Here is a 26,746-nt window from a genome sequence, read left to right as displayed (position 1 = left end):
CGGCGCCCCGGCGAGGTCGTAGCCTTCGACGCATGGACCGACGCGTGCGCACCGTGGCCGGGGCCGTCGGCTCGGCGGTCGCGCTCGCGTTCGCCTGGCGCGTGGCCCCCTTCGCCCAGCACTACGGCGATGCGTCGTGGCGCACCGAGCCGACGCCGATGCCCATGGAGCCGCCCCCGCCCGAGGCCTACGCGGCCTTCGCCGCTCCCGCCATCGCGTCGATCGCCGCCGTCGTGGCGGGCATCCTGCTCCTGCACCGCCGCCCTCTGCCGGGCTTCCTCCTCGGCGTGGCCGGCCTCGTCGTGCACGGCGCGTTCGGCGGCCCCTCGTTCGGCGGATTCGTGCCCGCCCTCGTGCTCTCTTTGGGCCTGCTGCGCGCCCGCGGGCTCAACCGCGCCGCAGCGTGGCTGCCCCTGCTCCTGGTGGCCCTCTGGGCCACATGGTGGGACGCCCCGGGCCTCGGCCTGACCGACTGGCGCATGTGGTCCTCGATCGGCACCCAGTTCGCGTGGGTGCTCATCCCCACGCTGCTCGTGGCGCTCGCCATCGGCCGGCGCCAGACCCGGGCCCGCGAGCAGGCCGAGGCGGTCGAGCGCGCGGCGTCCGAGGAGCGGCTGCGGCTCGCCCGCGAGATCCACGACGTCGTCGGCCACTCGCTGTCGATGATCTCCCTGCAGTCCGGCGTCGCCCTGCGCGTGCTGGACGCCGACCCGGGCCAGGCGCGCACCTCGCTCGAGGCGATCCGCACGTCGTCGAAGGACGCCCTCGCCGAACTCCGCCACACCCTCGGCGCCTTCCGCGGCGACGACGCCGGCCCGCTGGCGCCCGCACCCAGCCTCGCCGCGGTCCCGGCCCTGGTGGACGAGGTCCGGGCGGGGGGCGTCCGGGTCGACCTGGCCCCACTGCCGGACGCCACGGGCATCGGCGCCGCCGCGCAGGCCGCCGCCTACCGCGTGGTGCAGGAGGCGCTCACGAACGCGATCCGGCACGCGCCGGGCACACTCGTCGCCGTCGCCGCCGAGCGGACGCCCCACGGTCTCGACATCACCGTCACCAACCCGCTGGCCCCGCAGGCCCACCCCGGACCGGAGGGCGGCGGCCTGCGCGGCATGCGCGAGAGGGTCGGGGCGCTCGGCGGCACCCTCGTCGCCGGGCCCGAGGGTGATCGCTTCCTCGTCCGTGCCCACCTGCCCACCCGGGAGCGACCGTGACCGACATCACCGTGCTGATCACCGACGACCAGGCCCTGGTCCGGATGGGGCTGCGCGCCCTCGTCGCGGCCGAGCCCGGCCTCACCGTGGTGGGCGAGGCCGCCGACGGCGACGAAGCGGTGGCGGCCGCACGCGCGCACCGGCCCGACGTGGTGCTCATGGACATCCGGATGCCCGGCACCGACGGGCTCACCGCCCTGCGCACCATCGCCGCCGACCCCGACCTGGCCGGCACCCACGTGGTCATGCTGACGACGTTCGAGCTCGACGAGTACGTGTTCGCGGCCCTGGAGGCGGGGGCGTCCGGGTTCCTCGTCAAGGACGCCGACCCCGACGACATCGTGCGCGCCATCCGGGCGGCGGCGTCCGGCGAGGGGCTGCTCTCCCCCACGGTGACGCGCCGGGTGATCAGCACGTTCGCGGGGCAGCGACGGACACCCACGGCGTCCCCTCGTCACCCGGGCCTGGACGACCTCACCGAACGGGAGCGCGAGGTGCTCGAGCTGGTCGCGGAGGGGCTCAACAACGACGAGCTGGCCGAGCGGCTGTTCATCTCGAAGGCGACCGCACGGACGCACGTCAGCCACATCCTGCTCAAGCTGGGCGCGCGCGACCGCGCCCAGCTTGTCGTGATCGCCCACCGCAACGGGCTCGCCTGACGGCTCCCAGTCGCCGCTCCAGCCTCGTCCTCATGAGTTTCGCTTCGTGAGACTAGTCTGGCGCTAGGGCCGCTCCCGGGGCACCGTCGGGAAACCGGAATCAAGGGCAACGAACGTCGCCGAACCCAGCCACCTCTGGACGAAAGGTGTAGTCATGCGCATCACGGTCGTCGGAAGCCACGCCTGGTCGATCGCGCCTGAGCGTGGCACGGTGCACCTGCTCGTGGACCTCGAGGGCGACGACCGCGCCGCCACGAGCCGGTCGGCGGCCGAGGTGGTGGACGCGCTGGGCCGCGACCTGCACCGCCTCCGGCAGGGGTCGGACGCCCCCCTCACCTGGTACAGCGTGGGCCCGTTGGTCACCCGCTCGTGGCGCCCGTGGGGCCCCGACGGCCAGCCCATGACGCCACGCTTCGGGGCGAGTGCCAACCTCAAGGCCAAGTTCCGCGACTTCACCGCCATGGCCGAGGCGACCACCCGGTGGGCCGAACACGACGGCGTCCAGGTGACGCACGTCGAGTGGGCGCTGACGGACGCCACCCGCACGGCCACCGAGGCCGCCGCGCTCACCCGCGCGGTCGAGGAGGCCCGCGGACGCGCGCTTGCCATCGCGCAGGCGGCCGGCTGGCGGGACATCGAGATCCAGGAGGTCGCCGACCCCGGCCTTCTCGCGGCTGAGCCGCCCGGCGGCCCGGTGCCCGTGGCGTCCGGCGCGATGCGGATGTCGTTCAAGGAGGACGCCGGAGGCGGCGGTGGGCTGGCCCCCGAGGACGTCCGCGGCGAAGCCGTCGTGCACGCGCGGTTCGAGGCTCACCGATGAGGTGGCCCAGCCGCCGCGACGTCGACCTCGAACGCGTCGAGGTGGTCGAGAACCCCGAGCGGCGGCGCTTCGAGGTGCGCGACGGCCGGACCGTGCTGGGCTGGACGACGTATGAGGAGACCTCGCAGCTCGTGGTGTTCCACCACACAGAGGTGAAGCCCCGCTGGGAGGGCACGGGGTTGGGCAGCAAGCTCGTCCGGGCCACCCTGGACCACGTCCGCGACCAGGGCAAGACGGTGCTCCCCCTGTGCTCATTCGTGGACGAGTGGATCGAGCGCCACCCCGACTACGCCGACCTCGTCTACGACCCGTCGAAGCCGTCAAGCACCCCCACCGGCTGACACCGCCCCGCCGAGAGCCCCTCGGGTGCCTCAGCGGGCGACCGGGCCCAGCACCACGTTCGCCCAGGCGCCGTGCAGTGACTCCTGGTCGGACGGCTGGAACAGCCCCGCCAGCACGTCGCGGTGCAGGCGGGACAGCTCGTGGCTGTTGGAGTACGACGACCCGCCGCACGCGCGGATCGACTGGTCGACCGCGTGCAGGGACGCCTCGGCCGCGGCGTTCTTCGCCGCGCTCAGCTTGGGCAGCCACAGCATGCCGTACTCGCGGCCCTCGTCGAGCTCGCGCGCGATGAGCGTGACCTCGGCGGCGGCCGAGTTCATCCGGATCGCCGCGCCCGCCAGACGCCAGCGGATGTCCGGGTCGTTGGCGTAGACGTCGTCGTTCTTCACCGAGCGACGCTTCTTCACGTGCTCCGCGGCGACCTCGATGGCCCGCTGGCCCAGCCCGAGGTAGGTGGCGGCGAGCAGCGCCTCGAAGTGGGCGAAGATGCCGAACACGATCGGCTCCAGCGACGGACCCGGGTCGACGACCTGCAGGACGCGGTCGGCCGGGGCAGGGGCGCCGACCAGCTTCGTCGAGTTGGACTGCGTGCCGCGCATGCCGAGGGTGTCCCAGTCGTCGGCGATCTCGAAGCCGCCGGCGTCCCGGGTGAGCACCGCGAAGACGTTGCGCACGGCGTCCGGGTCGGTGCGGTCGGCTCCGAAGGTGAGGAGGCGCGTCCAGACCGGGGCCAGCGACGTGAACACCTTCTGGCCGTGGAACGTGTAGCCGCCCGACCCGTCCGGGCGCGCGTCGGTGATCGACCCGAACAGCACCAGGTCGTTGCCCGGCTCGCTGATCGCGAACCCGAAGACCTCCCCGGACGCCGCCTCGCGCAGGATCCGCTCCCCCGCGGTCACTTCCCGGGCGACGAGGTGGCGGCCCACACCGACGATGATCTGGTGCATGTTGATGCCCAACGCCGTCGCGGGGGACGCCTTCGCGAGCCGGGTCTGCTCGGCGCAGACCTCCTCCAGGGTGAGCCCGCCGCCGCCGAACTCGGTGGGGACGAAGGCGGCGAGGTAGCCGGCGTCGCGCAGCTCGGCCAGGTCGGCGTCCGGGAAGGTGTTGGTGGCGTCGACCTCGGGCGCACGCTCGTGGACGCGTGCCAGCAGGTCATCGGTCAGGAAGGTCATGGCGTTCCTCTCGGTCTCGTCGCCACCTTAGGCTGCACCGCAGCGAGGGCTCCTACCTGGTGCCGGTCGCTGATGCGGGCTCTCAGGCGTCGCGCGACCCCTGGGGGAGGGTGACCCGCTTGCGGGTGGCCGGGCGCGACGGCGGCGGCACGACCGGGCCGATGTCACCGTCGGGCGCCTCGTCGAGGTCGACGATGACCGGCGCGTGGTCGGAGGGCAGCCTGCCCTTGCGCGCCTCGCGGTCGACCCAGGCCGCCCGGGCCCGGGTGGCGACGGGGGCAGAGGCCAGGATGAGGTCGATCCGCATCCCGAGGTCCTGGTGGAACATGCCGGCGCGGTAGTCCCAGTAGGAGAACACCCGCTCGTCCGGCCACCGCTCGCGCAGCACGTCGACGAGACCAAACGCGGCCACGGCGTCCCGCTCGGGCGGGGTCACGTGCGTGTGACCGACGTAGGCGGCGGGGTCGAAGACGTCGGCGTCCTTCGGGGCGATGTTGATGTCGCCGCACAACGCCACCGCGTCGGGACCGGCGGCCACGGCGTCCCGCAGCGCCCCGAGCCACGCCAGCTTGTAGCTGTAGTGGTCGGAGGCCACCTCGCGCCCGTTGGGCACGTACAGCGAGTGCACCCGGACGCCCGCGCACGTCGCGCTGATCGCCCGCGCTTCGGCCTTGTCGGCGTAGTCGGGCTGACCGCGGAAGCCCCGTTCGACGTCGTCCAGGCCCACCCGCGACAGCAGGGCGACGCCGTTCCACTGGCCCTGCCCGTGGTGGGCGAACGTGTAGCCGCGCTCGGCGAGGGGCTCGGCCAGCAGCGTGGCGAAGGCCTCGTCCGACAGCTTGGTCTCCTGCAGGCACACCACGTCCGGACGCCGCTGCTCCAGCCACGGCAGGAGCCGGGGCACGCGCTGCTTGACGGAGTTGACGTTCCACGTGGCGATCCTCACGCCGACGAGGCTAGCGCGCGATGAGCCGGGCGACCTCGGCCAGAACCGCCGCGTGCATTCTCCGGCCGGGGTGGTCGGACGCCGCCAGCGGGGCGCCGTCGTCGAAAGCGATCAGGCGTGCGGGAGAGAGTAGCGGCGATGAAATGGGGAAGAAATGCGCTTTCGCGTTGACATTGATTGTCAGGCTGGTCTAAGTTCAGGCACGGGCCATTTCGGCCACCCGTCGAACCAGAAAGGTGGTGGTACCCATGATGAACTTCACCGCAGGCAGTGTCGCCGGCAACGCGGGCATCATCGTCGGTGTCGGCACCCCGGTTCGGCTCCGCGCCAACGACTGAGGCTCCGCCTCGTCCTGACGCCGCCCCTCGCCGGCGACCTGCCTACCCCTCCTGCGCCACGGGTCCCTGAGGTGTGAGCTTCAGCGAGCCTCGAAGGGCACGACCAAGGTTCACGCAGAGCCATTTTCAGACCCCAGGGGCATTCTTTCGCGCACCCATTGAATCATTCGTGCGCGCATTTCCCCATTCAATTCCCAGCGCCCCCCGAAGGGAGGTTCTGCCATGCCCAAGCACAGCTCCCTGCTGCGCACCCTGCGCCAGCTGCTGGCCACCGAACGGCCCCACCGACCGGTGTCCTTGTACGACAAGGTCCAGCCCGACGCCCTCCGCCACCTGTGGAACCGGTGAGGCCATGACCCGGCGCAGACACGAACTCGCCCGCACTCCGTCGGAGTGCGGGCCAGTCTCGTTGGTGGCGTCAGGCCGTCGGCGGGGCCTCGGGATCCGTGGGGGGCTCCGGGTCGACGGGGCCATGCCCGGGGTCGGTCGGCAGCGGGTTGTTTGTGTTGTTCGGCAGGCCGAGCTGGCCCTCCACCCAGTCGCCAGCCTGGTCGATCTGCGCGGAGTACTTGCCGCCGGTCTTCTCGTCGACGAAGTCCTCGATCTTGTCGATGAAGCTGCGTGCCTGGTCCGGGTTCTGCTGCGCGTAGTCCTTGGCCTTGTCGACGTACTCGCCGGTGTTGCCAAACTGCTGCGGCTGGTCGGTCATGCTGCGTCCTCCCTGGTGGGTCGGTCCGTCACGTTCGTGACCCGGCTCAGGCTAGCCCCGGCACAGGGGCTGGGAATGAGGCCGTCCCCCGAGCCGAACCCCGAGACCTGTCCTGCCGACCACTGCGAACCACAGATGCACCTCGAAAGTGAATCTGCCTCTGCTGGAGCAGGTGCAGATTCACTTTCGAGGTGCATCTGTCGCCGGTGGGTGTCCAGCCGCTGCGAAGTGCCTACCCCGCGCTGGGGTGGGTCATGTCCGCCGGGACAACCCAGGCGTCGAACTCCTCCCCTGTGAGCTTGCCCGACCGGATCGCCGCCTCGCGCAAGGTCGAGCCGGTCTTGTGGGCGTCCTTGGCGATGGCAGCCGCGGCGTCGTAGCCGATGTGCCGGTTGAGGGCCGTGACCAGCATGAGGTTCGAGGACAGGTTGGCCTCGATGCGCTCGCGGTTGGGCTCCAGCCCGGCGACGCAGTGCTCGTTGAACGACGCCGAGGCATCCCCGATGAGACGGATGGACTCCAGCACGGCGTGCGCCATGACGGGCTTGAACACGTTGAGCTGGAAGTTGCCCTGCGAGCCGGCGAACGCGACGGTGACGTCGTTGCCGAACACGCGCGCGACCACCATGGTGACCGCCTCCGACTGGGTGGGGTTCACCTTGCCGGGCATGATCGACGACCCCGGCTCGTTCTCCGGGATCGTCAGCTCGCCGATGCCGTTGCGCGGCCCCGAGGCGTACCAGCGGACGTCGTTGGCGATCTTCATCAGCGCGCCGGCCAGCGTGCGCAGCGAGCCCGACACCTCGACAAGCGAGTCGTGCGCCGACAGGGCGGCGAACAGGTTGTCGGCCTGGCGGAACTCGAGCCCGGTCTCCGCCGAGATCTTGGCGGCGGTCAACCGCCCGAAGTCGGGGTGGGCGTTCAGGCCCGTTCCGACGGCGGTGCCGCCGATGGCGAGGTCGCGGGCGCGGGCGTCTGCGGCCCGAACACCTTCGAGCGCGAAGTCGAGCTGGGCGACCCAGCCGCCGATGACCTGGCCGAGCGTGACGGGGGTGGCGTCCTGCAGGTGGGTGCGGCCGACCATCACGACATCGGCGAACGCGGACGCCTTGGCCGCCAGCACGTCGCGCAGCGCCTCGACCGGGGGGTAGAGCCGGCCGTTCAGCTCTGAGACGACCGCGATGTGCATCGCCGTCGGGAAGGTGTCGTTGCTCGACTGCCCACGGTTCACGTGGTCGTTGGGGTGGACGGGCTCCTTGGAGCCGCGCTCGCCGCCGGCCAGCTCGATGGCGCGGTTGGAGATGACCTCGTTGGCGTTCATGTTCGACTGGGTGCCCGAACCGGTCTGGAACACCACCAGCGGGAAGTGCTCATCGAGGTCACCCGCGATCACCTCGTCGGCCGCCCGCACGATGAGGTCGGCCACGTCGGACGGCAGCTCACCGAGTTCCCCGTTGGCCTGCGCGGCGGCCTTCTTCAGGACGCCCAGGGCCCGCACCATCGGCCGGCCCCACACGAACGTGTCGCGGCCGATGTCGAAGTTGCCGATCGAGCGCTGCGTCTGTGCGCCCCAATAGGCGTCGTCGGGCACCTCGATGGTGCCCATGCTGTCCTTCTCGGTCCTCATGACTCGTCCTCCTCGAAGTCGGGGTCGGGTTGGGCGCCCAGCGTGCGGGCAGCCTCGATGATCTTGCGGGCCAGCTCGACGTCGCGGCGGCTCAGCCCGCCGACGTCGTGCGAGGTCAACCGTACGTCCACGTGGTCGTAGCGCAGGTCGACGTCGGGGTGGTGGTCGGCGGCGTCGGCGTCCCGACCGATCGCGACCACGAACTCGACGCCGGTGGCGAACGACCCGGTGTGGAAGCGGGCGCTGGCCACGTCATCGGCCACCCGCCAGTCGGCGACACCCTCCTGCGCGGTGAACTCGTCAGCGGTGATGGAATCCTTCATGCCTCATCATCCGTCGCCGGGGCGGTTTGGCCAAGGGCCCGGGGCAGATGCCCCGGGCCCCTCGGCTCGACTGTCGCAGGAACACCTGCACGCTCAGAGCAGTTCAGCGACCTGCTCGGCGTCCAGCGTGCGCGGTTGACTGCCCCGCAACAGCAGGGCCAACTGCGCGGTCACCTCGAGCTCCTCGGCCGCGTTGACCGCCGCCACCAGCGACGACCCGGCGACCAGGCTCCCGTGGTGGGCGAGGATGACCGCCGGGCCGCGCCGTGCGGCGTCCCGGATCTCGTCGACGACGTCGGCGCTGCCCGGGCGGAAGTACGGCACGACCGGGACGTCGGCCCCCACCCGCATGACGAAGTAGGGCGTCAACGGCGGGATCAGGGGCTCACCCGGCACCCACAGGCAGCTCAGCGCCGTCACGTGGGTGGAGTGGAGGTGGACCAGCGCGCCGGTGTCGGGACGCGCCTCGTACACCGCCTTGTGCATCGGGATCTCCTTGGAGGGGGGATCCCCCGCCGTGTGGACGAAGTCCTCGTCCAGCACCGACAGGCGGGCCGGGTCGAGGCGTCCGAGCGACGAATTCGTCGGGGTCATCAGGTACCCGCCGGGGATGCGCACGCTGATGTTGCCGGCGCTGCCCACCGAGTACCCCCGGTCGAACAGGCTCCCGGCCAGCGCCACGACCTGGTCACGGGTGTCCATGTTGTCCATCGGTCCTCCTCCACCACTCACATGAAGATATCGGCCACGAGGATGGCCACGAGCGAAGTGGCCCAAGCCACCGTCGTCGGCATCGACCAGGTCAGCAGCTGGTGCTTGACCTCCTTGACCCCCAGCATGCGGTTCACGACCCAGAACAGCGAGTCGTTGAAGTAGCTGAAGATCATGGCGCCCAGGGTGGCGGCCTGCGCGGCCAGCACCATGTTCACGTCGGGGATCTGCGCCAGGATCGGCGCAGACAGCGACGCGGACGTGATGATGGCAACCGTGCCCGACCCCTGCACCAGGCGCACCATGGTGGCGATGAAGAACGGGATCAGGATCGACGGCAGCGGCAGGCCCGCGACCCACTCGCCGATGTACTGGCCCACGCCGCTGTCGCGGAGCACGGCCCCGAGCGCGCCACCGGCACCGGTGACGAGCAGGATGATGCCCGCGGTCTCGATGCCCTTCTCCATGGTCTCGACCGTGTCGTGCCGGTTCGTGCCCCGGGTGAGGCCGTAGATGGCGATGATCACACCGAGCCCGACCGCGATGACCGGGTTGCCGATGAAGGACGTCGTCGCGACGACCCAGTCCGGCAGCGCACCCTCGTTGACGCCGGCCCAGGCGGCCACACCGGTGTTGAGGAAGATGAGCAGGATCGGCGCGACGATCGGCAGCATCGAGAGGAACAGCGAGGGCAGTTCCTTCTCGCGCTCGGCCGCCAGCTCGTTGAACTCCGCCAGCGCCTCGGACGCCGAGACCAGCGGCTCGCCGGTGTCGACCTCGATCATCTTCTCGATGCGGGGGCCCATCACCCGGGCGTACAGGGTGACGGTGATCAGGGCGGGGATGGTCAGGATCACGCCCCACAGGATCATGTCGCCGACCGGCACGCCGTAGATGCCCGCGGCACCCAGCGGGCCGGGGGTCGGCGGAACCGCGTGGTGGGTCAGCACCATGCCGCCGGCCAGCGCGATGCCCAGGGTGAGCACCGAGCGGTTCGCGCTGCGGGCCAGCGCCTTGACCAGCGGGTTGAGGATGACGAAGGCGCTGTCGACGAAGATCGGGATCGAGATGATGTAGCCCGCACCCGCCAGCGCCCACTCCTCCTTGCGCTTGCCCAGCCAGCGGATCATCGACAGGGCCAGGCGCTCGGCGGCGCCCGACACCTCGAGGATCGCGCCCATCATCACGCCGAAGCCGACCACCAGGCCGATCGTCGACAGCGTCGAGCCGAAGCCCGTCGTGATGGACTTGATGGCCGCATCAGGGGCCATGCCGGCGCTCAGCGCGGCGATGGACGCCGCGACGACGAGCGCGATGAGCGCGTGCACCTTCGTGCGCAGCACCAGGAAGATCAGGACCGCGATCGCGATGACCAGGCCGATGATGGCGGTCGGTCCGACCACGGGGGTCTCCAACAGGGTCAGCATGACGACTCCCCTCAGGCCTGCGGTGCGAACTCGTCGCGGTACTGGCGGACGGCGTCGGTGAACGAGGCGTCCCGGACGAAGCCGAGGGCCAGCGGGCGCTCGACGTCGAAGTCACCGGGCCAGGAGCAGACGATGTCCATGATCCGGGCGTCCTCCTCGTGGCTGACCAGGGCGCGGGCCTCAGCGCCGCCGACCTCGGTGAGGGCGTCCAGCATCGCACCGACGGTGACGGTGACGCCGGGCACGTTGATGGTGCGCCACTGACCCAGGTCGTCGCCGTCGACGACGAAGGCGTGCACCAGGTTGGCGACCGCGGCGTCCGGCGACGACAGCCACATGCGGGTGTCGAGCGGCACCGGGCAGGTGGACGGCTCGCCGTTCAGCGGCTCGCGAATGATGCCGCTGGCGAACGAGGACGCCGCGGAGTTGGGCTGGCCGGGGCGCACCGAGATCGTCGGCAGGCGCAGGACGCGACCGTCGACGAAGCCCTTGCGGGAGTACTCGTTGACGAGCAGCTCGCCGATGGCCTTGAGCGCGCCGTAGGTCGACTCGGGCCGGGTGGCGAGCGTCTCGGGGACGACGTCGGGCATCGTGCCCCCGAAGACGGCCAGCGAGCTGGTGAAGACGAAGCGCGGCTTCGTCCCGCCGGCGCGGCAGGCCTCGAGGAGCGTGCGGGTGCCGTCGACGTTGACCTGCATGGACAGGTCGAAGTCCACCTCGGAGCCGCCGCTGAGCACGGCCGCCAGGTGGTAGACGCCGACGGTGTCGTCGCCGACGACCTCGCGCAACAGCTCGGGGTCGGCGATGTCGCCCACGCGGGAGACCACGCGCGGGTCCTCGACGGGGCAGGGGGCGAGGTCGAGGGAGACGACCTCGTCGAAGGCGACCGGGAGCGAACCCCGGTCCTGGGCAGCCAGGAGCTGCCGGATGACGCGGCTGCCGAGGAATCCGGCGCCGCCGGTGACGATGACCTTCATCGAGCACCATCCTTTCGGTGGGTTGACCGGCACGAGGGCGCGCCGGGGTCTGATGGGGGGTGGGAACTGGGGGTTGGGGGCGGGTCAGGGAGCCGGGCCCGGCGGGCCGCGCTCAGCGGGCCGGGTTCAGTCCGCGGGGTCCACGAGGACCACTTTCAGGCCGGCCTCGCGGAGGGAGTCCCGCGCCGCCTCGGACAGGCCGCTGTCGGTGATCAGCGCCTCGAACCGGCCGAGCTTGACCGATCGGTGCGCCATCACGCGGCCGTACTTGGAGCTGTCGGTGACCAGGTAGGTGGTGGTGGCGTGGTCGACGATCGCGTCCTTGACCGTGCGCTTGGCGGCGCTCGCGATCGAGGTGCCGCGGGCGTCGAAGGCGGGGGTGGACAGGAACGCGACGTCGATGTTGAACCGCCCGATCGCGTCGGCGACCAACTCGCCCTCGGTGGACAGGTTGGCCCGGTCGACCTGGCCGGCGGCCAGGTACAGCTCGCTGGTGGACCGTTCGGCCAGCAGGCGGGCGATCACGAGGTCGTTGGTGACGACCACGAGGTCGGCCCGGTCGGCGATTTCCTCGGCGATGGCCAGCGTGGTGGTGCCGGCGTCCAGGAAGACGAGGTTGCCGGGGCCGACGAACTCGGCGGCTCGCCGGGCGATGGCCCGCTTCTCGCCGGGCCGCAGTTCGGCCTTGGTGGCGTGGCTGTCGTCGAGCGCCAGGCGGGACGGCAACGCCACCCCACCGGAGACGGAGCTGACCCGGCCCTGCGCCTCGAGGGTGGCGATGTCGCGGCGGACCGTCATGTGCGACACGTCGAGGAGCGTTACGAGGTCGGCGATGCTCGCCGTCCCCTGCTCGGCCAGGACGCGCAGGATGGTCCGCTGGCGCTCGACGGGGATCACGACTGGCCCCGGTAGGCGTCCAGCCAGCCCAGGCCCGCGGTGGTCTCGCCGGCCGGGTTGTACTCGCAGCCGACCCAGCCGTCGTAGCCGACCCGGTCGAGCGTGGCCAGCACGTACGGGTAGTACAGCTCGCCGCGGTCGGGCTCGTGCCGCTCGGGCACCGAGGCCAGCTGCACGTGGCCGATCCGGTCGGCGACCGCCTCGGTGAGGTGGGTGATGTCGCCGTCGGTGAGCTGGGCGTGGTACAGGTCGTACTGCAGCTTCACGTTGGGGCGGTCGATCTCGGCCAGCACGTCGAGCACGTGCGCGACGCTGGGCAGGAAGTAGCCGGGCACGTTGTACGGGTTCAGCGGCTCCAGCGTGATCAGGACGCCGTCGGCTGCGGCCCGCTCGGCGGCGTACCGGACGTGCTTGACGTACCGGACCCGGTGGTCGGCCGAGTCGGGGTCGGCCAGGCCGGCCATCAGGTGCAGCTTGGGCACGCCGAGGGCTCGCGCGTACTCCAGCGCCTGGTCGACCGAGGCCAGGAACTCCTCCTCGCGGCCCGGCATGGCGGCCAGGCCCTTCTCGCCGGCGTCCCAGTCGCCGGGGTAGAAGTTGAACAGGGCGATCTCCAGGCCGTGCTCGTCGAGCCGCGCCTTGATCTCGCCGGCGGGGTGGGCGTACGGGAACAGGAACTCGACGGCCTTGAAGCCGGCACGGGCGGCGGCGCCGAAGCGGTCGAGGAAGTCGACCTCGGTGAACATCATGGACAGGTTGGCGGCGAAGCGGGGCATGGTGGCTCTCCTGGTTTCTCGGGCGGGTCAGGCCTGGGCGCGGGTGAAGAAGTCGACGTCGCCGAAGTTGCCGGACTTCAGCGCGAGCTCGGTGCGGTCGTCGAGCGAGCGCACCCACGGCACGCCCGGCGCGATCTGCGGGCCGACGTGGAAGCCGTCGACACCCAGGGCGGTGGTCACCGACCCGGACGTCTCGCCCCCGGCCACGACGAAGCGGCGGACGCCGGCGGCCGACAGCTCGCGGGCGAGCCAGCCGAACAGCGCCTCGACGGCCTCGGACACCTCGGCGGCCCCGTGGGCCTCCTGCAGGCGGCTGACCTCGTCGGGCCCGGCGGTGGCGTACACCAGCGGCGCGGGCTCGGCGGGCTGGGCGAGCACCCAGGCGAGCACCTCGGCGCGGTACGCGTCGGGGTCGGCGACGAGGCGGTCGACGTCGACCGACAGGGCCGGGGCATCGGCGCGGTAGGCGGCGACCTGCGCGTTGGTCATCACCGAGCAGGAGCCCGACAGCACGACCGTCCGGCCCTCGACCGGCTGCCACGGCGCCGACTGGACGCCGTCGGTCCCGGTCGCCAGCGCGCGCGCGACGCCGGCGCCCAGGCCGGACCCGCCCGTGGTCAGCGGCAGGTCGACGGTCGCGGCTCCGATGGTGGTCAGGTCGACGTCGGTGAGCGTGTCGAGCACGGCGTACCGGACGCCGTCCTCCGCCAGGCGCGCGAGGGCCGCGCGCGTGGCGTCCGGCCCCTGCTGGATGACGGCGAACGGGACGACGCCCGCCCGGCCGGAGCTCTGGGCCTCCATGACGCGCACGAGGTTGGGGTCGGTCATCGGGGTGACCGGGTGGTTGCGCATGCCGGATTCGCTGAGCAGCACGTCGCCGACGAACAGGTGGCCCTGGTAGACGGTGCGGCCGTTGACCGGCAGCGAGGGGCAGATGACGGTGAGGTCGGCGCCGAGGGCCGCCATGAGGGCGTCGGTGACCGGGCCGATGTTGCCGGCCGGCGTGCTGTCGAAGGTCGAGCAGTACTTGAACAGGATGCGCTCGGCGCCGGCAGCGCGCAGCGCGTCGAGGGCGGCCAGGCTCATGCTGACGGCCTCGTCGGCGGGGATCGAGCGGCTCTTGAGGCTGACCACGATGGCGTCGGCCTGCGGCAGCGGGCCCTCGGGCACACCGTTGACCTGCACGGCCGACAGCCCGTTGGACACCAGGAAGCCGGCGATGTCGGTGGCGCCGGTGAAGTCGTCGGCGATGACGCCGAGCCGAATCGTCATGTGATCTCCTCGTTGAGAACGCGCCCAGGCTCCCGCCAGGCTGAACTTTTCCTAACGATAGATCACAAAACTTCACACAGCAAGGGGTTGCCGAACCTCTGCGGGGCAGTTCGTCAGCGGTTGCGGGTGCTCAGCACGCAGAATTCGTTGCCCTCGGGGTCGGCCAGCACGGTCCACGTCACGGCGGCGTCGTCCTGGCCCACGTCGACCCGGGACGCCCCGAGGTCCAGCAGGCGGGCGATCTCGGCGTCCCGGTCCTGCGACGTGTGGGGCGCGAGGTCGATGTGCAGCCGGTTCTTCACCGTCTTGCCCTCGGGCACCGGCACGAAGACGAGGCCCTGGCCGCGCGCCATCCACTCCTCGACGTCGTCGACCGGGTCCTCGCTCATCCCCTTCGGGATCGCGACGGCCTCGTCGGGGGTGTCGTAGACGACGTCCCAGTCGAGGGCCTGCGCCCACCAGTGCACCTGGGCCTGCGGGTCGTGGCAGTCGACCACGACGGTGTACCACTTCAGGGCCATGTCACTCCCCCTCGTGCCGGTGCTCGGAGCCCGGCGTGCCGTCGGTGCGCGCCCACGCGCAGACCAGTTCGTCCTTGGCACCGAACTTGACCAGGTGGCGCCCCACCACGCCCTCGAGCCGGTCGCGCGCCTCGGCGTCGTCGGCCTCCAGGCCCATCAGCAGGACGCCGTCGCCCGCGGCCAGCGTCACCCGGCCCGAGCCGAAGTCGACCCAACCCTCCTGGGCCTGCTCGTCCCACTCGGCGGCGACCTTGCGGCCCAGGTGCGAGGCGAGCTGCTTGGCGTAGCGGCCCGGCCGGTCGGTGGCGACCGAAGCGGTGCTGGTCATCTGCGTCATGGGGCAAAGCTACCCCGCCGATTGGGTTGTCGACGGCGGCAAGGTCGTCGGTGTGGTGGCCCAAGCCGACGTCGCCCGCGAGCTCGACGAGGGCACCACGCGAGGTCGTGGAGGAGATCTCGCAGTAGCGTCACACGGGGGGCGCCCACGCGCGCCGTGCGAGGATGCCCCGCGTGACGCACCACCGGACGGGCCTCGGCTGGCTCGTGCTCGCCGGCCTGACCTGGGGCACCTCGGGCACGCTCGGCGTCCTGCTGCGCGGTGAGTCGGGGCTGGCCCTGCTGCCGGCGGGCGGGTACCGCATCCTCGTCGGCGGCCTGCTGATCCTGGGCTTCGTGCTGCTCACCGGGCGGCTGCGGCTGCCGAGCACGGCGTCCGCGTGGGGCCGGGTGGCCGCGCTGGGCTTCGCCTCGGGGCTGTACCAGGTGACGTTCTTCTCGGCGATCGGCTTCGTGGGCATCGCCGTCGCGACGCTCATCACGATCGGGTCGACCCCGCTGATGGTGCTCACGATCGAGGCGCTCACCGGTCGGGTCCGCCTCACGGGACGCCTCGCGCTCGCCCTGGGCGCCGCCCTGGTCGGGCTGCTCCTGCTGGCAGGCTCGCCGCCGGAGGGGATCGCGTTCGGCGACGCCCTGATCGGGGCGGGACTGTCGCTGGTGGCCGGGGCGTCCTTCGCGGGCATCTCGCTGCTGGGCGCCAACCCCGACCCGGACTTCGACGACGCCACGGGCACGGGTCTGGCGTTTCTCGGCGGAGGGGCCGCGGTGCTGGCGGTCGCCACCCTCTTCGGACCCATCGGCTTCACCATCACCCCGCTGTCGCTGGTGCTGGTCGTCGCCCTGGGGCTGGTCCCGACGGCCGTGTCCTACCTGTCCTACCTGCGCGGGCTGCGCACGCAGTCGGGGACGATCGGCTCGCTGGTCGCCCTGCTCGAACCGGTGACCGCGACCACGCTCGCCGCCCTGGTGTTCCGCGAGTGGCTCACGCCGCCGGCGGCCCTCGGCGCCGCAGTGCTGCTGTCCGCCGTCGTGCTCACCACGCTCGGCCCCCGCTCCACGGTGCCGCGTGACACGATGGAGCCCGAGCTCCATCCCTGACGGAGGTTTCCCCATGGTCGACACTCCCCCCGCCCGACCTGCCCCCGACCACCCCCGCCCCACGTTCGCGCGCCCGCGCTGGGCCTGCCTCGACGGGCCGTGGGACTTCGCCGAGGGCCGCCCCGGCGACACGCCCCGCGACTGGGACTGGGACTGCACGATCGAGGTCCCGTTCCCGCCCGAGTCCGCGGCGTCCGGGTTGGGGCTGGAGCGCTGCGACCACCCGCGCTACCGGCGCACGTTCACGCTGGGCTCGGACATCGAGGCGCCCGGGCCCGGCGAGCGGCTGCTGCTGCACTGCGAGGGCGTTGACCACGAGGCCCGCGTGTGGGTCGACGGGCAGTTCGTCGGCAGGCACGAGGGCGGCTACACCCCGTTCACGCTCGACATCACGGACGCCCTGGGCGAGGGCCCCGGCCACGAGGTCGTCATCGCCGCGACCGACCTGGCCCGCGACCTCGAACAGCCCCGCGGCAAGCAGGACTGGCACGACCAGCCGCACGCCATCTGGTACGGCCGCTCGTCGGGGATCTGGCGCTCGGTGTGGCTCGAGGTCGTGCCCGCGACCCGGCTGGCGTCCGTGGCCTGGACGACGCTGGACACGTTCGGCCGCCTCCGCGGCGACATCCGCATCGAGGGCTGGGCCGAGGACGACGACCTGGCCGTCGAGGCGTCCTTCGCGGCGGCCGGCATCGATCTGGGCACGGTGCGGGTCGGGGCCACGGCGTCCGTGGTCGAGGTGGGTGCCCGGCTGGGGCGGGCCGCGCACGCCGACACCCCGCTGCTCTACTGGACCCCCGACAACCCGATGCTCATCGACGTGCGGCTGCGGCTGGTGCGGGGCGACGAGGTCCTGGACGAGGTGGCCGGCTACACCGGGCTGCGCACGATCGGCGTGCGCGGCGGCACCGTCGAACTCAACGGCGTGGCGGTTTTCTCGCGGCTGGTCCTGGAGCAGGCGTACTGGCCCGACACCCACTTCACCGCGCCGTCGCTCGAGGCGCTGCGGGCGGAGGCCGAGCTCATCAAGGGGATGGGGTTCAACGGACTGCGGATCCACCAGGTCAGCGCCGACCCGCGGTTCCTGCGCACATGCGACGAGGTGGGGTTGATGGTGTGGGCCGACGTCCCGGCGGCGTATGTGCACACGCCGCGGTCGACGGCCCTGAACAGCCGGACCCTGACCGAGCTCGTCGAGCGCGACCGCAACCACCCCAGCGTGGTGGCGTGGGTGCCCTACAACGAGAGTTGGGGCGTGTTCGAGGTGGCCGACTCGGCCCAGCAGCAGGCGGCCGTGCGGGCGGCGTACTGGCTGGCCAAGGCCCTCGACCCGTCGCGGCTGGCGATCGGCAACGACGGCTGGGAGAACGTGGCCGGCGACCTGGTCGGCGTGCACGACTACACCCACGACCCCGCCGTGCTGGCCGCCCGCTACGGGTCGCCGGACGCCGTGTCCGCCACCCTGAGCGGCGTGCGGCCCGGCGGCAAGCTGCTGCTCGTGGACGCCCCCACCCCCGGCACGCCGGCGGTGCTGAGCGAGTTCGGCGGCGTCTCGCTACCGCGGGAGGCCGACTCGTGGGGCTACGGCGCCGTCCCCGACGCGTCCGCCCTCCTGGGGAAGGTCGCGGGGTTGGTCGCCAAGGTGGGGGCGGCGTCCGGGCTGGTCGGCTTCTGCTGGACGCAACTGACCGACTGCCTGCAGGAGCAGAACGGGCTGGCGTGGCCCGACCGCACCCCGAAGGCGCCGCTGGGGGCGCTGCGCGAGGCGATCGGCGCTCAACCCCCACCTATTTCTTTGTTGTGAAATAAACGGGCCGAAACGCTTGACCCGCGGCCCGGCGACGGGTTGGCTTGTGCCCCATGAGCAACCCGCACTTCCTCGACCCCGACTGGTGGCGCCACGCCGTCGTCTATCAGGTCTACCCACGCTCGTTCGCGGACGCTGACAACGACGGCACGGGTGACGTCCGCGGCATCACGGAGAAGCTCCGCTACCTCGCCGAGTTGGGCGTCGACGCGGTGTGGGTGAGCCCTTGGTACCCCTCCCCGCTGCTGGACGGCGGCTACGACGTCGCCGACTACCGCGACATCTCCCCCGACTTCGGCACCCTCGCCGACGCCGACGCGTTCATCGCCAAGGCGCACGAGCTCGGCATCCGCGTGTTCATCGACCTGGTGCCCAACCATTCCTCCTGGGAGCACCCCTGGTTCAAGGAGGCGCTGGCCGCGGCCCCGGGCTCGCCCGAGCGCGACCGCTACATCTTCCGCGATGGGCGCGGTGAGGACGGCGAGCTGCCGCCCAACAACTGGGCGTCCGTCTTCGGTGGCCCCGCCTGGACGCGCACCACCAACGCCGACGGCACGCCCGGCCAGTGGTACCTGCACATGTTCGACATCAGCCAGCCGGACTGGAACTGGGACAACCCCGAGATCCCGGACATGTTCGACGACGTGCTGCGGTTCTGGTTCGACCGCGGCATCGACGGCTTCCGCGTCGATGTCGCCGACTCGATGTCAAAGGACCCACTCCTGCCCGACATCGAGGTCGACCCGCAGACAGGGTTCGGCAGCAACGACAAGCGCGTCGGCTCCCCGCAGTGGGACCACACGGGCGTTCCCGAGATCCAGCGCCGCTGGCGAGCCGTGGCCGACTCGTACGCCAACACCGAGCTGGGCGGCCGCGTGTTCGTGGCCGAGGCCTACCTCGACCCGATCGAGCGCCTCGTGGAGTACGTCCGCCCCGATCGGCTGCACACCACCTTCAACTTCGACGCCCTGCTCTCGGAGTGGTCGGCCGGCTCGCAGCGCGCGGTGATCGCCAAGACGATCCCGGCGCACGAGGCCGTCGGCGCGCCCACCACCTGGGTGCTCGGCAACCACGACAACGTGCGCGTGGCGACCCGCTACGGCAAGCCGATCACGGGCGTCGACTACACGGTGGTCGACCCGCTGGGCTCGGCCGGCGACCCGATCGAGCTCGGCGCCCAGCTCATCACGATGCCCACCGACCTCGAACTCGGACGCCGCCGCGCCCGCGCCGCCGCGCTGCTGGAGCTCTCGCTGCCCGGATCGGCCTACATCTACCAGGGCGAGGAACTCGGCCTGGAGGAGGTCGAGGACATCCCCGAGGCCCTGCTGCAGGACCCGGCCTGGGAGCGCTCCGGCCACCGCGTGCGCGGTCGCGACGGCTGCCGCGTGCCGCTGCCGTGGTCGGGTGGCGTCGCGCCGTTCGGCTTCGGCACGGACGCCGCCCCGTGGCTCCCCCAGCCGGCCCACTGGGGCGAGCTGACCGCCGAGAAGCAGGACGCCGATCCGGCCTCGACGCTGAACCTCTACCGGGCGGCCCTGAAGCTGCGCCGCGAGCGGCCGGACTTCCGCACCGACGCGCTGGAGTTCCACGAGGCCGACGGCGGCGACGTGCTGGCGTTCGTGCGCGGCTCCGGCACGCTGGTTGTGGTCAACTTCGGCGCCGATCCGGTCGACCTGCCCGCCGGCGAGGTGCTGGTGACCTCGGTCGGCCTCGTCGACGGGCGCCTGCCGTCCGACGCGGCGGCCTGGCTGTCGATCAGCTGACGCTGCGGCGCTTCCACACGCCGTCGTGGACGACGGTGACGAAGCCGGTCGCCTCGTTGACCGCGAGCATCGGCCGGTTCTCCTCGGCGTTCCAGGTGACCACGCGGGTGTGGTTGGGGTGGTGCTCGCGGAGTTCGGCGAGGTTGGCCAGCTTCATGAGCGCGCCCAGCCCGTGGCCGCGGTGCGCCCCTGCGACGACCGTGTCTTGCTGGTTCACCACCGTCGAGGTGCCGACGAACGCGCTGGTGAAGCCGACCAGCTCGCCGGTGGCACCCTCGACGGCGGCGACGGTGCGGATCGTCCGCCCGCCGCTGGCCGCGGAGGCCTCGAAGTCGGCCAGCCGTGCGTCGTCCCAGACCTCGGGCTCGAAGAGGACGCCGCCGCCCGGGGCGTCCGCCGCCATCTGTTCCTTGAGGCGGCACATCCCGGCCCGGTGGGGGGCCGGCGTCTCGCCGGCCCACGCCACCACGTCGTAGCCGGGCGCCCCGGCGCGGGCGGCGGCGAGGCGCTCGTCGAGGTCCGGCAGCGCCGCCAGGTCGACCATGCTGATCCGGTACACCTGCTCGAGCACGTACCCACGGGCGACCAGGGGAGCCACCTCGGGGTGGTCCGGGTCGACGCCGCCGAACCCGGTGGCGGCCGTGACCGCCCCGGACGCCGCAGCCAGCGACCCGCCGCGGAAGTCACCGCGCCCGAGCCCGGCGGCGACCTGTTCGCCGTGGGTGGTGAGCTCCTCGACGAGGTCGAGCACCTCGGCGTCCGGCAGGTCGGGCTCGGCCGAGATGACGATCTCGGCGACGTCGGTGGACTCCAGGAGCGGGGTGTAGACCTTGAGGGCGCCGACGAGTTGTCCGTCACGGTGCGCGACGAAGGCCCGGCAGGCCTCGGCCAGGGACGGCTGGAGGCTCGCCAGGCGCTCCTCGGGGCTGCGGGCGACGACGTCCGGCCCGAACCGCATCGCGTTGGAGCGCTCGGCGTGGGCGTGGAAGGCCCGGAAGGCGTCGCCGCGCGGGCCGGGCTCGTCCCAGCGTTCGGGCAGCTCGAGCGGGGTGACGACCAGGCTCATGGGGGTGCTCCTCGGGGGGCCGCCGCACCCTCCGGCGGGCAGCATTGCAGGATAGATCCGCGGCGCCGGGAGCAGCAATCCCCTTCTGCGGCGAGTCCGTGGCCGAGTTGCGCTCACATTGCTCAGCACGTGGGGGCCGATCTAGCATGGGACGTCCCCCACGTGCGGTCAGTGCTGACCGGCTTCCTCCCACAGAGTCCTCAGGAGCCCGATGTCTGCACCCGCCCGCCCGAGCAGGGAGCCGTCCGCCGTGACGCCCGACCAGCCGACCGGCAACCGGTCGATCATCGCCATCCTCCTGGTGGGCGCTTTCATCGTCATCCTCAACGAGACGACCATGAACGTGGCCCTGAGCCAGATCATGGGCGACTTCGGCGTCACCGAGCGCGTCGCCCAGTGGCTGACCACGGCCTTCATGCTGACGATGGCGATCGTCATCCCCATCACCGGCTGGATGCTGGAGCGCTTCCCCACCCGCACCGTCTTCACCCTCGCCATGGGGCTGTTCAGCCTCGGCACCGCCATCGCCGCGCTCGCACCGACCTTCGCGGTGCTGCTTTCGGGCCGGGTCGTGCAGGCGTCCGGCACGGCCATGATGATGCCGCTGCTGATGACGACCATCATGCAGCTGGTGCCCCCGCACGGACGCGGCCAGATGATGGGCAACATCTCGATGGTCATCGCCGTCGCCCCCGCGACCGGGCCCACCCTGTCGGGCCTGCTGCTGCAGCTGGGGTCGTGGCGCTTCATCTTCGCCTTCGTGCTGCCGATCGCCCTGGCCATCCTCGTGCTGGGCCGGATGCGGCTGCGCAACGCCAACGAGCCGCGCCCCGTCCCGCTGGACGGCTGGTCGATCCCGCTGACCGTCCTTGCCTTCGGGCCCCTCATCTACGGCCTGTCGCTGATCGGCGACACCACCATCCCCTTCTGGGAGCCCATGCTCGCCATCGGCGCCGGCATCGCCGGCCTGATCGGGTTCGCCGCCCGCCAGTTCGTGCTGCAGGCCCAGGAGCGCGCCTTCCTCGACCTGCGCACCTTCACCCACGGCACCTTCACCGTCGCGCTGATGATGATGGCCATCGGCATGATGGCGCTGTTCGGCACGATCATCATGCTGCCGCTGCTGCTCCAGCGCGTGTACGGACTGGAGCCTCTGCAGGTCGGCCTGATGATGCTGCCCGGCGGCGTCGCCATGGGCGTGATGGGGCCGCTGATCGGACGCCTCTACGACCGGGTTGGGCCGCGCCCGCTGGTGATCCCCGCTTCGCTGGTGGTGCTCGCGGTTTTCGTCGGGTTCTCCTTCCTCACCCCGTCCACCCCGTGGTGGCTGGTGATGGTCGGCCACATGACGATGTCCACGTCGTTCGCGTTCATCTTCACGCCGCTGTTCACGGTCGCGCTGGGCTCGCTGCCCAAGCGCCTCTACTCGCACGGGTCGGCGCTCATCGGCACGATCCAGCAGGTGGCCGGTGCCGCCGGCACGGCCCTGTTCGTCACCGTGTTCGCCATGCAGTCTGACGCCGCGGCCGCGGCCGGGGCGTCCCCCTCGACGGCCATGCTCGAGGGCGCGCACTGGGGGTTCCTGGGGGCGGGCGCCGTGTGGACGGCCGCCGTCGTAGCAGGGTTCTTCCTGCGCCGCCCCGCCGAGTCGGACACCGACGGGCCCGTCCTCGCGCACTGAGGGCCTCCTCGCGCATCACAGCGAACACACAGCCCACACATCGCCCGCGGCGAGACGGCTGGTGCACGGTGGACACCACAGGTGCCCACCTTCCGCGGCTCCGCCAGCGAGGGCTACACCATGACGATCAACGTGCCGATCGACCCCACGACCGCGCAGGCCGGTTCGGGGCGGGGACCCGGCCGCTGAGGCCGGTTCAGGCGGGCCGCTCCGTGACCGTCGACCCCAGCGGCACCAGCTCGACGTCCGACTGCGCCACCTCGCGCACGAGCGGCAGGGCGGCGTCCGGGTCGTCGACGGCCAGCGTCAGAAGCACGGACGCGCCCCAGTCGGCGTCCATCACGTCGACGCCGCGGTTCATCAACGCGCCCTGCACCCGCCCCGCATCGGCCGCCGGCACCTGCAGCCCCACCAGGTGACGGACCACCGGGCGCACCCGGGGCGCCGGTTCGAGGGAGGACGCCACGGCGTCCGAGTAGGCGCGCACCAGGCCCCCCGTCCCGAGCAGGACGCCGCCGAAGTAGCGCGTGACGACTGCGACCACGTTCGAGACGCCCGCGCCGCGCAGGACCTCCAGCATGGGCATCCCCGCAGTGCCGGCCGGCTCCCCGTCGTCGGAGGAACGCTCGACGGGTTGGGCGTCCGGCACGTCGACGATGAACGCGAGGCAGTGGTGGCGGGCGTCCGGATAGGCGGCCCGCACCGAGGCGATGACGGCGCGCGCGGCGTCCTCGTCGTCGACGCGCGCGAGGCGGGTGATGAACCGCGAGCGGCGGACCTCGATCTCCGCCTCCGCCGAGTAGCCGCGCGGCAGCCAGAGGGTCATGCCGACGATACTGCCACGCCCCGAGAGTGCGATGATGGCTGGCGATGAACGCTATCCAGCCGCCGAACCCCGATGTCCGCGCCGAGGCGCACGCCCTGAGCGATGCGCAGGCCAAACCGCAGGGCGCGCTCGGACGCCTCGAGTCGCTGGCCGCCTGGGTCGCGGCCTGCCAGGGCGAATGCCCGCCACGTCCGCTGACCGACGTGCGCGTTGTGGTCTTCGCCGGGGACCATGACGTCGCCGCGGCCGGAGTGTCGGCCTACCCGGCCGAGGTGACGCCGGCGATGGTGCACGGCATCCTCGCCGGGCGTGCGGGCGTGAACGCGCTGGCCCGCTCGGTGGGTGCGACCGTGAGCGTGTACGACCTCGGCGTCCGATCGCTGCAGGGCGTGCCGGACGCCGTGCGCCGCTTCCACGTGGGGCCGGCACGCGCGATCCACGTCGAGGACGCACTGACCCCCGACGAGCTGGAGCGCGCCCTCGCCGCCGGCGACACCATCGCCGCCGAGGCCGTCGAGGCCGGCGCACAGCTGCTCATCGCCGGTGACCTCGGCATCGGCAACACCACCCCGGCCGCCGCGCTGGTGGCCGCCAGCCTCGACCTGCGCGGCGCGGACGTCGCCGGGCGAGGGACCGGGCTGGACGACGAATCGCTGGCCCGCAAGGCCGCCCTGCTCGATGAGGCACTCTCCCGGGTCGGGGACCGCGCCATCGACCCCCGCCAGCGTCTGGCCGCGCTCGGTTCGGCCGACATCGCGGCCGCCGTCGGCTTCATGACCGGCGCCGTCCGACGCGGGGTGCCGTTGGTCGTCGACGGGCTGATCGCCTCGGCGGAGGCAGTGCTGGCCGACGAACTGGTCCCGGGCGCGCGGTACTGGATGGTCGCCGGGCACCGCTCCACCGAGCCGGGCTGCGCACTGGCCCAAATGCACCTCGGTCTCGAGCCGATCCTCGACCTCGGGATGCGCCTGGGCGAAGGGTCGGGCGCCGTGCTGTCCGTCGGCGTCCTCAACGCGGCGATCGCGGCGCTCCGCGAGGTCGCCCTGCTGTCGGAGATCTGATGGCGGTCGTCGACGGATTGCGCCTGGCCTGGGGGACGCTCACCGCCCTCCCCGGCCCCCCGCCGCGCACCGTCGACCGCGCCGTGGCCCGCGTCGCGATGTCGACCGGCTGGTTGGTGGTGCTACCCGTGATGGTGGCCATTGCCGCAGCCGGGTGGGGGCTGGTGGTCTTGGGGGTGCCTCCTCTTGCTGCCGGGTTGGTGACGATCGGGCTGGTGCAGCTGATGACGCGGGCCATTCACGCAGACGGGCTGGCCGACACCGCCGACGGGCTGGGGTCGGGGCGTCCGGCAGGGCAGGCGTTGGAGATCATGCGCCGCGGCGACGTCGGACCGATGGGCGCCGTCGCGCTCGTCCTCGTGCTGGGGCTGCAGGCGGTGCTGGTGGGGGACCTGCTCGCCCGTCCGGGCGGCTGGTTGTTCGTCGCGCTGGCACTGGGTGCCGGACGCCTGGCGCTGGCGTCCGCCTGCTCGGGCCCCATCCCGTCGGCGCGCCCCGACGGGCTGGGCGCCGCCGTGGCCGGGTCGGTGCCGCCGTGGCTGGTGACGGCGCTGCACCTGGGGTTGTTCCTGGGCGGCCTCGTGCTGGCGGAGGTGGTCGGGTCGGTGTTGGGCGGCGACATCCCGCGGCACGCATGGGCGTGGGGCATGGTGGTCGGACTCATGGCCACCAGCGCGACGGTCGGGCTCGCCGTCCGGAAGCTGGGCGGCATCACCGGCGACGTGTTGGGCGCGGCGGTCGAGTTGATGACCCTCGGCGTCCTGCTGGGCCTGGCGATCCGCTGACCCCTACAACCGCACGGCCCGTCCCGCGACCATCAGCACGACGTCGTCGACGACGGCACCCAGCGCCTGGTTGGCGCGTCCGAGCAGGTCGGCGAAGAGGCGTCCGGACGCGTGCTCGGACACGACGCCCCAGCCCACCTCGTTGGTGACCATCACGATCGGACCGGGGTGCGCCGCCACCGCGGCGGCCAGGTCGGCGATCCGCTCCTCGATGAGGGCGGTCGCCTCGGGGCGCGGGGTGTCCCAGCCCACGGCGTCCAGTTGGCGGGTCATCCACGTGCCGACGCAGTCGACGAGCGTGGGTCCGGACGCCTCGCGGAGCGCGGCGGCGACATCGACGGTCTCGACGGTGGTCCAGTCGGCGGGTCGGGCGAGGCGGTGCCGGGCCACCCGAGCGGCCCACTCCGCGTCGGTGGTCGGGTCGGCCGGGTAGCCGGGCGTCACGTAGGCCACTCCCTCCAGGCCTCGCAGCAGACCCTCGGCGTGGCTGGACTTACCACACCGGACGCCGCCGGTGACCAGGACTCGATTCACGGACACACACTAGCCATCCCCGCGGGAGTCTATGTTGGGGGCGTGAGATCGAACCCCCGTTTCACCTTCGTCCGCCACGGGCAGTGCGTGGCGAACGCGCAGGGACGCGTGGTGGGTCAGCTCGACAGCCCCCTGACGCCGCTCGGGCACACCCAGGCCGAGGGCGCCGCGGTCCTTCTGGCGGGACGCCGCGACCTGACGGCCGTCGTGTCGTCCGACCTGCAGCGCTCCCACGCGACCGCCCGGATCATCGCCGGCGTCCTGGACCTGCCGCTGTACCTGGAGCCCGGCCTGCGCGAGCAGACGTTCGGCACGATGGAGGGCCAGCTGTTCGCCGACCTGACCGCCCTCAGCCCGGGCGCGGAGCACATCAATGAGGTGCGGTGGGGCAACGGCGAGTCCGTCGCGGACGTCCACGCCCGCCTCATCGAGACCTTCGCCCGAATCGAGGCCGCCCACCCCGGACCGATCGTGCTGGTGACCCACGGGCACGTGATCCAGATCGCGATGTCCATGCTGCAGGGACGCGGCTTCCGCGACGTCGAGTGGTTCGACCTTCCCAACGGCGGCATCGTGAACGGACCAGCCTGAGGTCCCTGGGGTGTGAGCGGGGCGAGCCTCGAAGGGCCGGTCCTGTCAAGGGGTTTCGACCGGTGTGGATAGGTTCGTCGCGTTGTCCACAGGTTCGAATGTGTTGTTCTGATTGTCGGTGGTGGTGTTTAGCGTTGGGTGCATGGACCAGCCGACCCCCACCGCTTCCGCGTTGGCTGGTGCGCGTTCGCTGCTGGCGAGTATCGACCATGCTGGTCGCCGTCGGTTGGACGCCGAGGGGCGGCTTGGGTTGGTGAGCGAGGTCGTCGCGCTGGGGCGCCAGGTGGAGGCTTTGCGGGTGGTGTTGATCGCCGAGGCTGATCGGGCCAAGGCCGCTGAGACCGCACGGGGGACGAGTATGAAGACGTTGTTGGCGGTGTCGTCGAAGGTGACCGCGGCCGAGGCTGCTTCGTGGGTGTACGGCGGTCAGGAGGTCACAGCCCATCCTTTGGTGGCTCAGG

29 protein-coding genes are annotated in these 26,746 nt (G+C 72.1%); 13 read left to right on the top strand and 16 right to left on the bottom strand.

The window, feature by feature from the left end; translation table 11 throughout:
• Positions 1 to 32 precede the first annotated feature (32 nt).
• From ET989_RS07215 to ET989_RS07200, 4 genes are all read left to right on the top strand, one after another.
• Positions 33 to 1,211, top strand: a complete 1,179-nt coding sequence (locus ET989_RS07215; protein WP_165490080.1) for a sensor histidine kinase — start codon at positions 33 to 35, stop codon at positions 1,209 to 1,211.
• Positions 1,208 to 1,870 (top strand): response regulator, encoded by a 663-nt coding sequence (locus ET989_RS07210; RefSeq protein ID WP_206662261.1) that lies wholly within the window; start codon positions 1,208 to 1,210, stop codon positions 1,868 to 1,870. The genes ET989_RS07215 and ET989_RS07210 overlap by 4 nt, the downstream gene beginning before the upstream one ends.
• Before the next feature lie 154 nt (positions 1,871 to 2,024).
• A complete protein-coding gene (locus ET989_RS07205) occupies positions 2,025 to 2,690 on the top strand; it encodes an SIMPL domain-containing protein (protein ID WP_131167877.1) in 666 nt (221 codons plus the stop codon).
• Positions 2,687 to 3,031 (top strand): GNAT family N-acetyltransferase, encoded by a 345-nt coding sequence (locus tag ET989_RS07200; protein WP_131167876.1) that lies wholly within the window; start codon positions 2,687 to 2,689, stop codon positions 3,029 to 3,031. The genes ET989_RS07205 and ET989_RS07200 overlap by 4 nt, the downstream gene beginning before the upstream one ends.
• Before the next feature lie 30 nt (positions 3,032 to 3,061).
• On the opposite strand, the gene ET989_RS07195 is transcribed toward ET989_RS07200, so the two are convergent.
• Together ET989_RS07195 and ET989_RS07190 are read right to left on the bottom strand one after the other, a co-directional pair.
• Positions 3,062 to 4,207 carry an acyl-CoA dehydrogenase family protein gene (locus ET989_RS07195; protein ID WP_131167875.1) on the bottom strand — a complete coding sequence of 382 codons (1,146 nt, stop codon included), beginning with the start codon at positions 4,205 to 4,207 and terminating at the stop codon, positions 3,062 to 3,064.
• 82 nt (positions 4,208 to 4,289) lie between these two features.
• The gene (locus ET989_RS07190) at positions 4,290 to 5,153 is read right to left on the bottom strand and encodes an exodeoxyribonuclease III (RefSeq protein WP_131167874.1); all 864 of its coding nucleotides are present in this window, start codon (positions 5,151 to 5,153) and stop codon (positions 4,290 to 4,292) included.
• Between the two features lie 560 nt (positions 5,154 to 5,713).
• Here ET989_RS07190 and ET989_RS15790 point away from each other — a divergent pair.
• The gene (locus ET989_RS15790; protein WP_277751353.1) at positions 5,714 to 5,839 is read left to right on the top strand and encodes a hypothetical protein; all 126 of its coding nucleotides are present in this window, start codon (positions 5,714 to 5,716) and stop codon (positions 5,837 to 5,839) included.
• A 70-nt stretch (positions 5,840 to 5,909) separates the two neighbouring features.
• Here the strand turns inward: ET989_RS15790 and ET989_RS07185 are convergent, their stop codons facing one another.
• From ET989_RS07185 to ET989_RS07135, 11 genes are all read right to left on the bottom strand, one after another.
• The gene (locus ET989_RS07185) at positions 5,910 to 6,200 is read right to left on the bottom strand and encodes an antitoxin (RefSeq protein ID WP_131167873.1); all 291 of its coding nucleotides are present in this window, start codon (positions 6,198 to 6,200) and stop codon (positions 5,910 to 5,912) included.
• A gap of 232 nt (positions 6,201 to 6,432) precedes the next feature.
• Positions 6,433 to 7,827, bottom strand: coding sequence for a class II fumarate hydratase (fumC, locus tag ET989_RS07180; RefSeq protein WP_131167872.1), 1,395 nt, complete (start codon positions 7,825 to 7,827; stop codon positions 6,433 to 6,435).
• Positions 7,824 to 8,150: a 4a-hydroxytetrahydrobiopterin dehydratase gene (locus tag ET989_RS07175; RefSeq protein ID WP_131167871.1), complete on the bottom strand. Its 327-nt coding sequence runs from the start codon at positions 8,148 to 8,150 to the stop codon at positions 7,824 to 7,826. Before ET989_RS07175 ends, fumC begins: the two co-directional genes overlap by 4 nt.
• 93 nt (positions 8,151 to 8,243) lie before the next feature.
• Complete coding sequence (gene otnC / locus ET989_RS07170; protein WP_131167870.1) at positions 8,244 to 8,861, bottom strand: 3-oxo-tetronate 4-phosphate decarboxylase; 618 nt, start codon at positions 8,859 to 8,861, stop codon at positions 8,244 to 8,246.
• A 17-nt stretch (positions 8,862 to 8,878) separates the two neighbouring features.
• Positions 8,879 to 10,288 carry a GntP family permease gene (locus ET989_RS07165; protein WP_131167869.1) on the bottom strand — a complete coding sequence of 470 codons (1,410 nt, stop codon included), beginning with the start codon at positions 10,286 to 10,288 and terminating at the stop codon, positions 8,879 to 8,881.
• 11 nt (positions 10,289 to 10,299) lie between these two features.
• The gene (denD, locus tag ET989_RS07160; RefSeq protein ID WP_131167868.1) at positions 10,300 to 11,265 is read right to left on the bottom strand and encodes a D-erythronate dehydrogenase; all 966 of its coding nucleotides are present in this window, start codon (positions 11,263 to 11,265) and stop codon (positions 10,300 to 10,302) included.
• A 126-nt stretch (positions 11,266 to 11,391) separates the two neighbouring features.
• Entirely contained in the window at positions 11,392 to 12,162 is a 771-nt protein-coding gene (locus ET989_RS07155) for a DeoR/GlpR family DNA-binding transcription regulator (protein WP_131167867.1), read from the bottom strand.
• Positions 12,159 to 12,938, bottom strand: coding sequence for a 2-oxo-tetronate isomerase (gene otnI / locus ET989_RS07150; protein ID WP_131167866.1), 780 nt, complete (start codon positions 12,936 to 12,938; stop codon positions 12,159 to 12,161). The genes ET989_RS07155 and otnI overlap by 4 nt, the downstream gene beginning before the upstream one ends.
• Positions 12,939 to 12,965: 27 nt before the next feature.
• Positions 12,966 to 14,210 (bottom strand): 3-oxo-tetronate kinase, encoded by a 1,245-nt coding sequence (gene otnK, locus ET989_RS07145; RefSeq protein ID WP_131167865.1) that lies wholly within the window; start codon positions 14,208 to 14,210, stop codon positions 12,966 to 12,968.
• 113 nt (positions 14,211 to 14,323) lie between these two features.
• Positions 14,324 to 14,731 (bottom strand): VOC family protein, encoded by a 408-nt coding sequence (locus ET989_RS07140; protein WP_131167864.1) that lies wholly within the window; start codon positions 14,729 to 14,731, stop codon positions 14,324 to 14,326.
• 1 nt (position 14,732) lies between these two features.
• The gene (locus tag ET989_RS07135) at positions 14,733 to 15,068 is read right to left on the bottom strand and encodes a DUF2218 domain-containing protein (protein WP_206662260.1); all 336 of its coding nucleotides are present in this window, start codon (positions 15,066 to 15,068) and stop codon (positions 14,733 to 14,735) included.
• A gap of 173 nt (positions 15,069 to 15,241) precedes the next feature.
• Between ET989_RS07135 and ET989_RS07130 the strand changes: the two genes are divergently transcribed.
• Genes ET989_RS07130 through ET989_RS07120 form a run of 3 tightly spaced genes read left to right on the top strand, consistent with a single transcriptional unit; the run spans position 15,242 to position 19,741 of the window.
• Positions 15,242 to 16,168 carry a DMT family transporter gene (locus ET989_RS07130; RefSeq protein WP_165490079.1) on the top strand — a complete coding sequence of 309 codons (927 nt, stop codon included), beginning with the start codon at positions 15,242 to 15,244 and terminating at the stop codon, positions 16,166 to 16,168.
• A 13-nt stretch (positions 16,169 to 16,181) separates the two neighbouring features.
• A complete protein-coding gene (locus ET989_RS07125) occupies positions 16,182 to 17,972 on the top strand; it encodes a glycoside hydrolase family 2 protein (protein WP_131167862.1) in 1,791 nt (596 codons plus the stop codon).
• A gap of 56 nt (positions 17,973 to 18,028) precedes the next feature.
• Positions 18,029 to 19,741 carry a glycoside hydrolase family 13 protein gene (locus ET989_RS07120; protein ID WP_131167861.1) on the top strand — a complete coding sequence of 571 codons (1,713 nt, stop codon included), beginning with the start codon at positions 18,029 to 18,031 and terminating at the stop codon, positions 19,739 to 19,741.
• On the opposite strand, the gene ET989_RS07115 is transcribed toward ET989_RS07120, so the two are convergent.
• Positions 19,734 to 20,807, bottom strand: a complete 1,074-nt coding sequence (locus ET989_RS07115) for a GNAT family N-acetyltransferase (RefSeq protein ID WP_131167860.1) — start codon at positions 20,805 to 20,807, stop codon at positions 19,734 to 19,736. The genes ET989_RS07120 and ET989_RS07115 overlap by 8 nt on opposite strands.
• A 211-nt stretch (positions 20,808 to 21,018) precedes the next feature.
• On the opposite strand from ET989_RS07115, the gene ET989_RS07110 reads away from it, so the two are divergent.
• Entirely contained in the window at positions 21,019 to 22,488 is a 1,470-nt protein-coding gene (locus ET989_RS07110; protein WP_131167859.1) for an MDR family MFS transporter, read from the top strand.
• Between the two features lie 196 nt (positions 22,489 to 22,684).
• On the opposite strand, the gene ET989_RS07105 is transcribed toward ET989_RS07110, so the two are convergent.
• The gene (locus ET989_RS07105) at positions 22,685 to 23,314 is read right to left on the bottom strand and encodes an IMPACT family protein (protein WP_131167858.1); all 630 of its coding nucleotides are present in this window, start codon (positions 23,312 to 23,314) and stop codon (positions 22,685 to 22,687) included.
• Between the two features lie 44 nt (positions 23,315 to 23,358).
• Here ET989_RS07105 and cobT point away from each other — a divergent pair, with 44 nt between their 5' ends.
• Positions 23,359 to 24,375: a nicotinate-nucleotide--dimethylbenzimidazole phosphoribosyltransferase gene (gene cobT, locus ET989_RS07100; RefSeq protein WP_131167857.1), complete on the top strand. Its 1,017-nt coding sequence runs from the start codon at positions 23,359 to 23,361 to the stop codon at positions 24,373 to 24,375.
• The gene (locus ET989_RS07095) at positions 24,375 to 25,160 is read left to right on the top strand and encodes an adenosylcobinamide-GDP ribazoletransferase (protein ID WP_131167856.1); all 786 of its coding nucleotides are present in this window, start codon (positions 24,375 to 24,377) and stop codon (positions 25,158 to 25,160) included. Before cobT ends, ET989_RS07095 begins: the two co-directional genes overlap by 1 nt.
• A gap of 3 nt (positions 25,161 to 25,163) precedes the next feature.
• Here ET989_RS07095 and ET989_RS07090 read toward each other — a convergent pair whose 3' ends face one another.
• Positions 25,164 to 25,694: a bifunctional adenosylcobinamide kinase/adenosylcobinamide-phosphate guanylyltransferase gene (locus ET989_RS07090; protein WP_131167855.1), complete on the bottom strand. Its 531-nt coding sequence runs from the start codon at positions 25,692 to 25,694 to the stop codon at positions 25,164 to 25,166.
• 42 nt (positions 25,695 to 25,736) lie between these two features.
• Here ET989_RS07090 and ET989_RS07085 point away from each other — a divergent pair, with 42 nt between their 5' ends.
• Entirely contained in the window at positions 25,737 to 26,285 is a 549-nt protein-coding gene (locus ET989_RS07085) for a histidine phosphatase family protein (protein WP_131167854.1), read from the top strand.
• 142 nt (positions 26,286 to 26,427) lie between these two features.
• On the top strand, positions 26,428 to 26,746 hold a 319-nt coding region (locus ET989_RS07080; protein ID WP_131167853.1), incomplete at its 3' end, for a hypothetical protein.

The organism is Propioniciclava sinopodophylli, assembly GCF_004324755.1.
GTDB lineage: Bacteria > Actinomycetota > Actinomycetes > Propionibacteriales > Propionibacteriaceae > Propioniciclava > Propioniciclava sinopodophylli.
The sequence above is the reverse complement of the archived record's forward strand: the minus strand, read 5'-3'. Positions and strand labels throughout refer to the sequence as shown.

Excerpts from the sequence above, each read along its gene's own strand:
- ET989_RS07215 (WP_165490080.1), top strand. The coding sequence starts at position 33 with ATGGACCGACGCGTGCGCACCGTGGCCGGGGCCGTCGGCTCGGCGGTC.
- ET989_RS07205 (WP_131167877.1), top strand. The coding sequence starts at position 2,025 with ATGCGCATCACGGTCGTCGGAAGCCACGCCTGGTCGATCGCGCCTGAG.
- ET989_RS07200 (WP_131167876.1), top strand. The coding sequence starts at position 2,687 with ATGAGGTGGCCCAGCCGCCGCGACGTCGACCTCGAACGCGTCGAGGTG.
- ET989_RS07195 (WP_131167875.1), bottom strand. The coding sequence starts at position 4,207 with ATGACCTTCCTGACCGATGACCTGCTGGCACGCGTCCACGAGCGTGCG.
- ET989_RS15790 (WP_277751353.1), top strand. The coding sequence starts at position 5,714 with ATGCCCAAGCACAGCTCCCTGCTGCGCACCCTGCGCCAGCTGCTGGCC.
- ET989_RS07185 (WP_131167873.1), bottom strand. The coding sequence starts at position 6,200 with ATGACCGACCAGCCGCAGCAGTTTGGCAACACCGGCGAGTACGTCGAC.
- fumC (WP_131167872.1), bottom strand. The coding sequence starts at position 7,827 with ATGAGGACCGAGAAGGACAGCATGGGCACCATCGAGGTGCCCGACGAC.
- ET989_RS07175 (WP_131167871.1), bottom strand. The coding sequence starts at position 8,150 with ATGAAGGATTCCATCACCGCTGACGAGTTCACCGCGCAGGAGGGTGTC.
- otnC (WP_131167870.1), bottom strand. The coding sequence starts at position 8,861 with ATGGACAACATGGACACCCGTGACCAGGTCGTGGCGCTGGCCGGGAGC.
- ET989_RS07165 (WP_131167869.1), bottom strand. The coding sequence starts at position 10,288 with ATGCTGACCCTGTTGGAGACCCCCGTGGTCGGACCGACCGCCATCATC.
- denD (WP_131167868.1), bottom strand. The coding sequence starts at position 11,265 with ATGAAGGTCATCGTCACCGGCGGCGCCGGATTCCTCGGCAGCCGCGTC.
- otnI (WP_131167866.1), bottom strand. The coding sequence starts at position 12,938 with ATGCCCCGCTTCGCCGCCAACCTGTCCATGATGTTCACCGAGGTCGAC.
- otnK (WP_131167865.1), bottom strand. The coding sequence starts at position 14,210 with ATGACGATTCGGCTCGGCGTCATCGCCGACGACTTCACCGGCGCCACC.
- ET989_RS07140 (WP_131167864.1), bottom strand. The coding sequence starts at position 14,731 with ATGGCCCTGAAGTGGTACACCGTCGTGGTCGACTGCCACGACCCGCAG.
- ET989_RS07135 (WP_206662260.1), bottom strand. The coding sequence starts at position 15,068 with ATGACGCAGATGACCAGCACCGCTTCGGTCGCCACCGACCGGCCGGGC.
- ET989_RS07125 (WP_131167862.1), top strand. The coding sequence starts at position 16,182 with ATGGTCGACACTCCCCCCGCCCGACCTGCCCCCGACCACCCCCGCCCC.
- ET989_RS07120 (WP_131167861.1), top strand. The coding sequence starts at position 18,029 with ATGAGCAACCCGCACTTCCTCGACCCCGACTGGTGGCGCCACGCCGTC.
- ET989_RS07115 (WP_131167860.1), bottom strand. The coding sequence starts at position 20,807 with ATGAGCCTGGTCGTCACCCCGCTCGAGCTGCCCGAACGCTGGGACGAG.
- ET989_RS07110 (WP_131167859.1), top strand. The coding sequence starts at position 21,019 with ATGTCTGCACCCGCCCGCCCGAGCAGGGAGCCGTCCGCCGTGACGCCC.
- ET989_RS07105 (WP_131167858.1), bottom strand. The coding sequence starts at position 23,314 with ATGACCCTCTGGCTGCCGCGCGGCTACTCGGCGGAGGCGGAGATCGAG.
- cobT (WP_131167857.1), top strand. The coding sequence starts at position 23,359 with ATGAACGCTATCCAGCCGCCGAACCCCGATGTCCGCGCCGAGGCGCAC.
- ET989_RS07095 (WP_131167856.1), top strand. The coding sequence starts at position 24,375 with ATGGCGGTCGTCGACGGATTGCGCCTGGCCTGGGGGACGCTCACCGCC.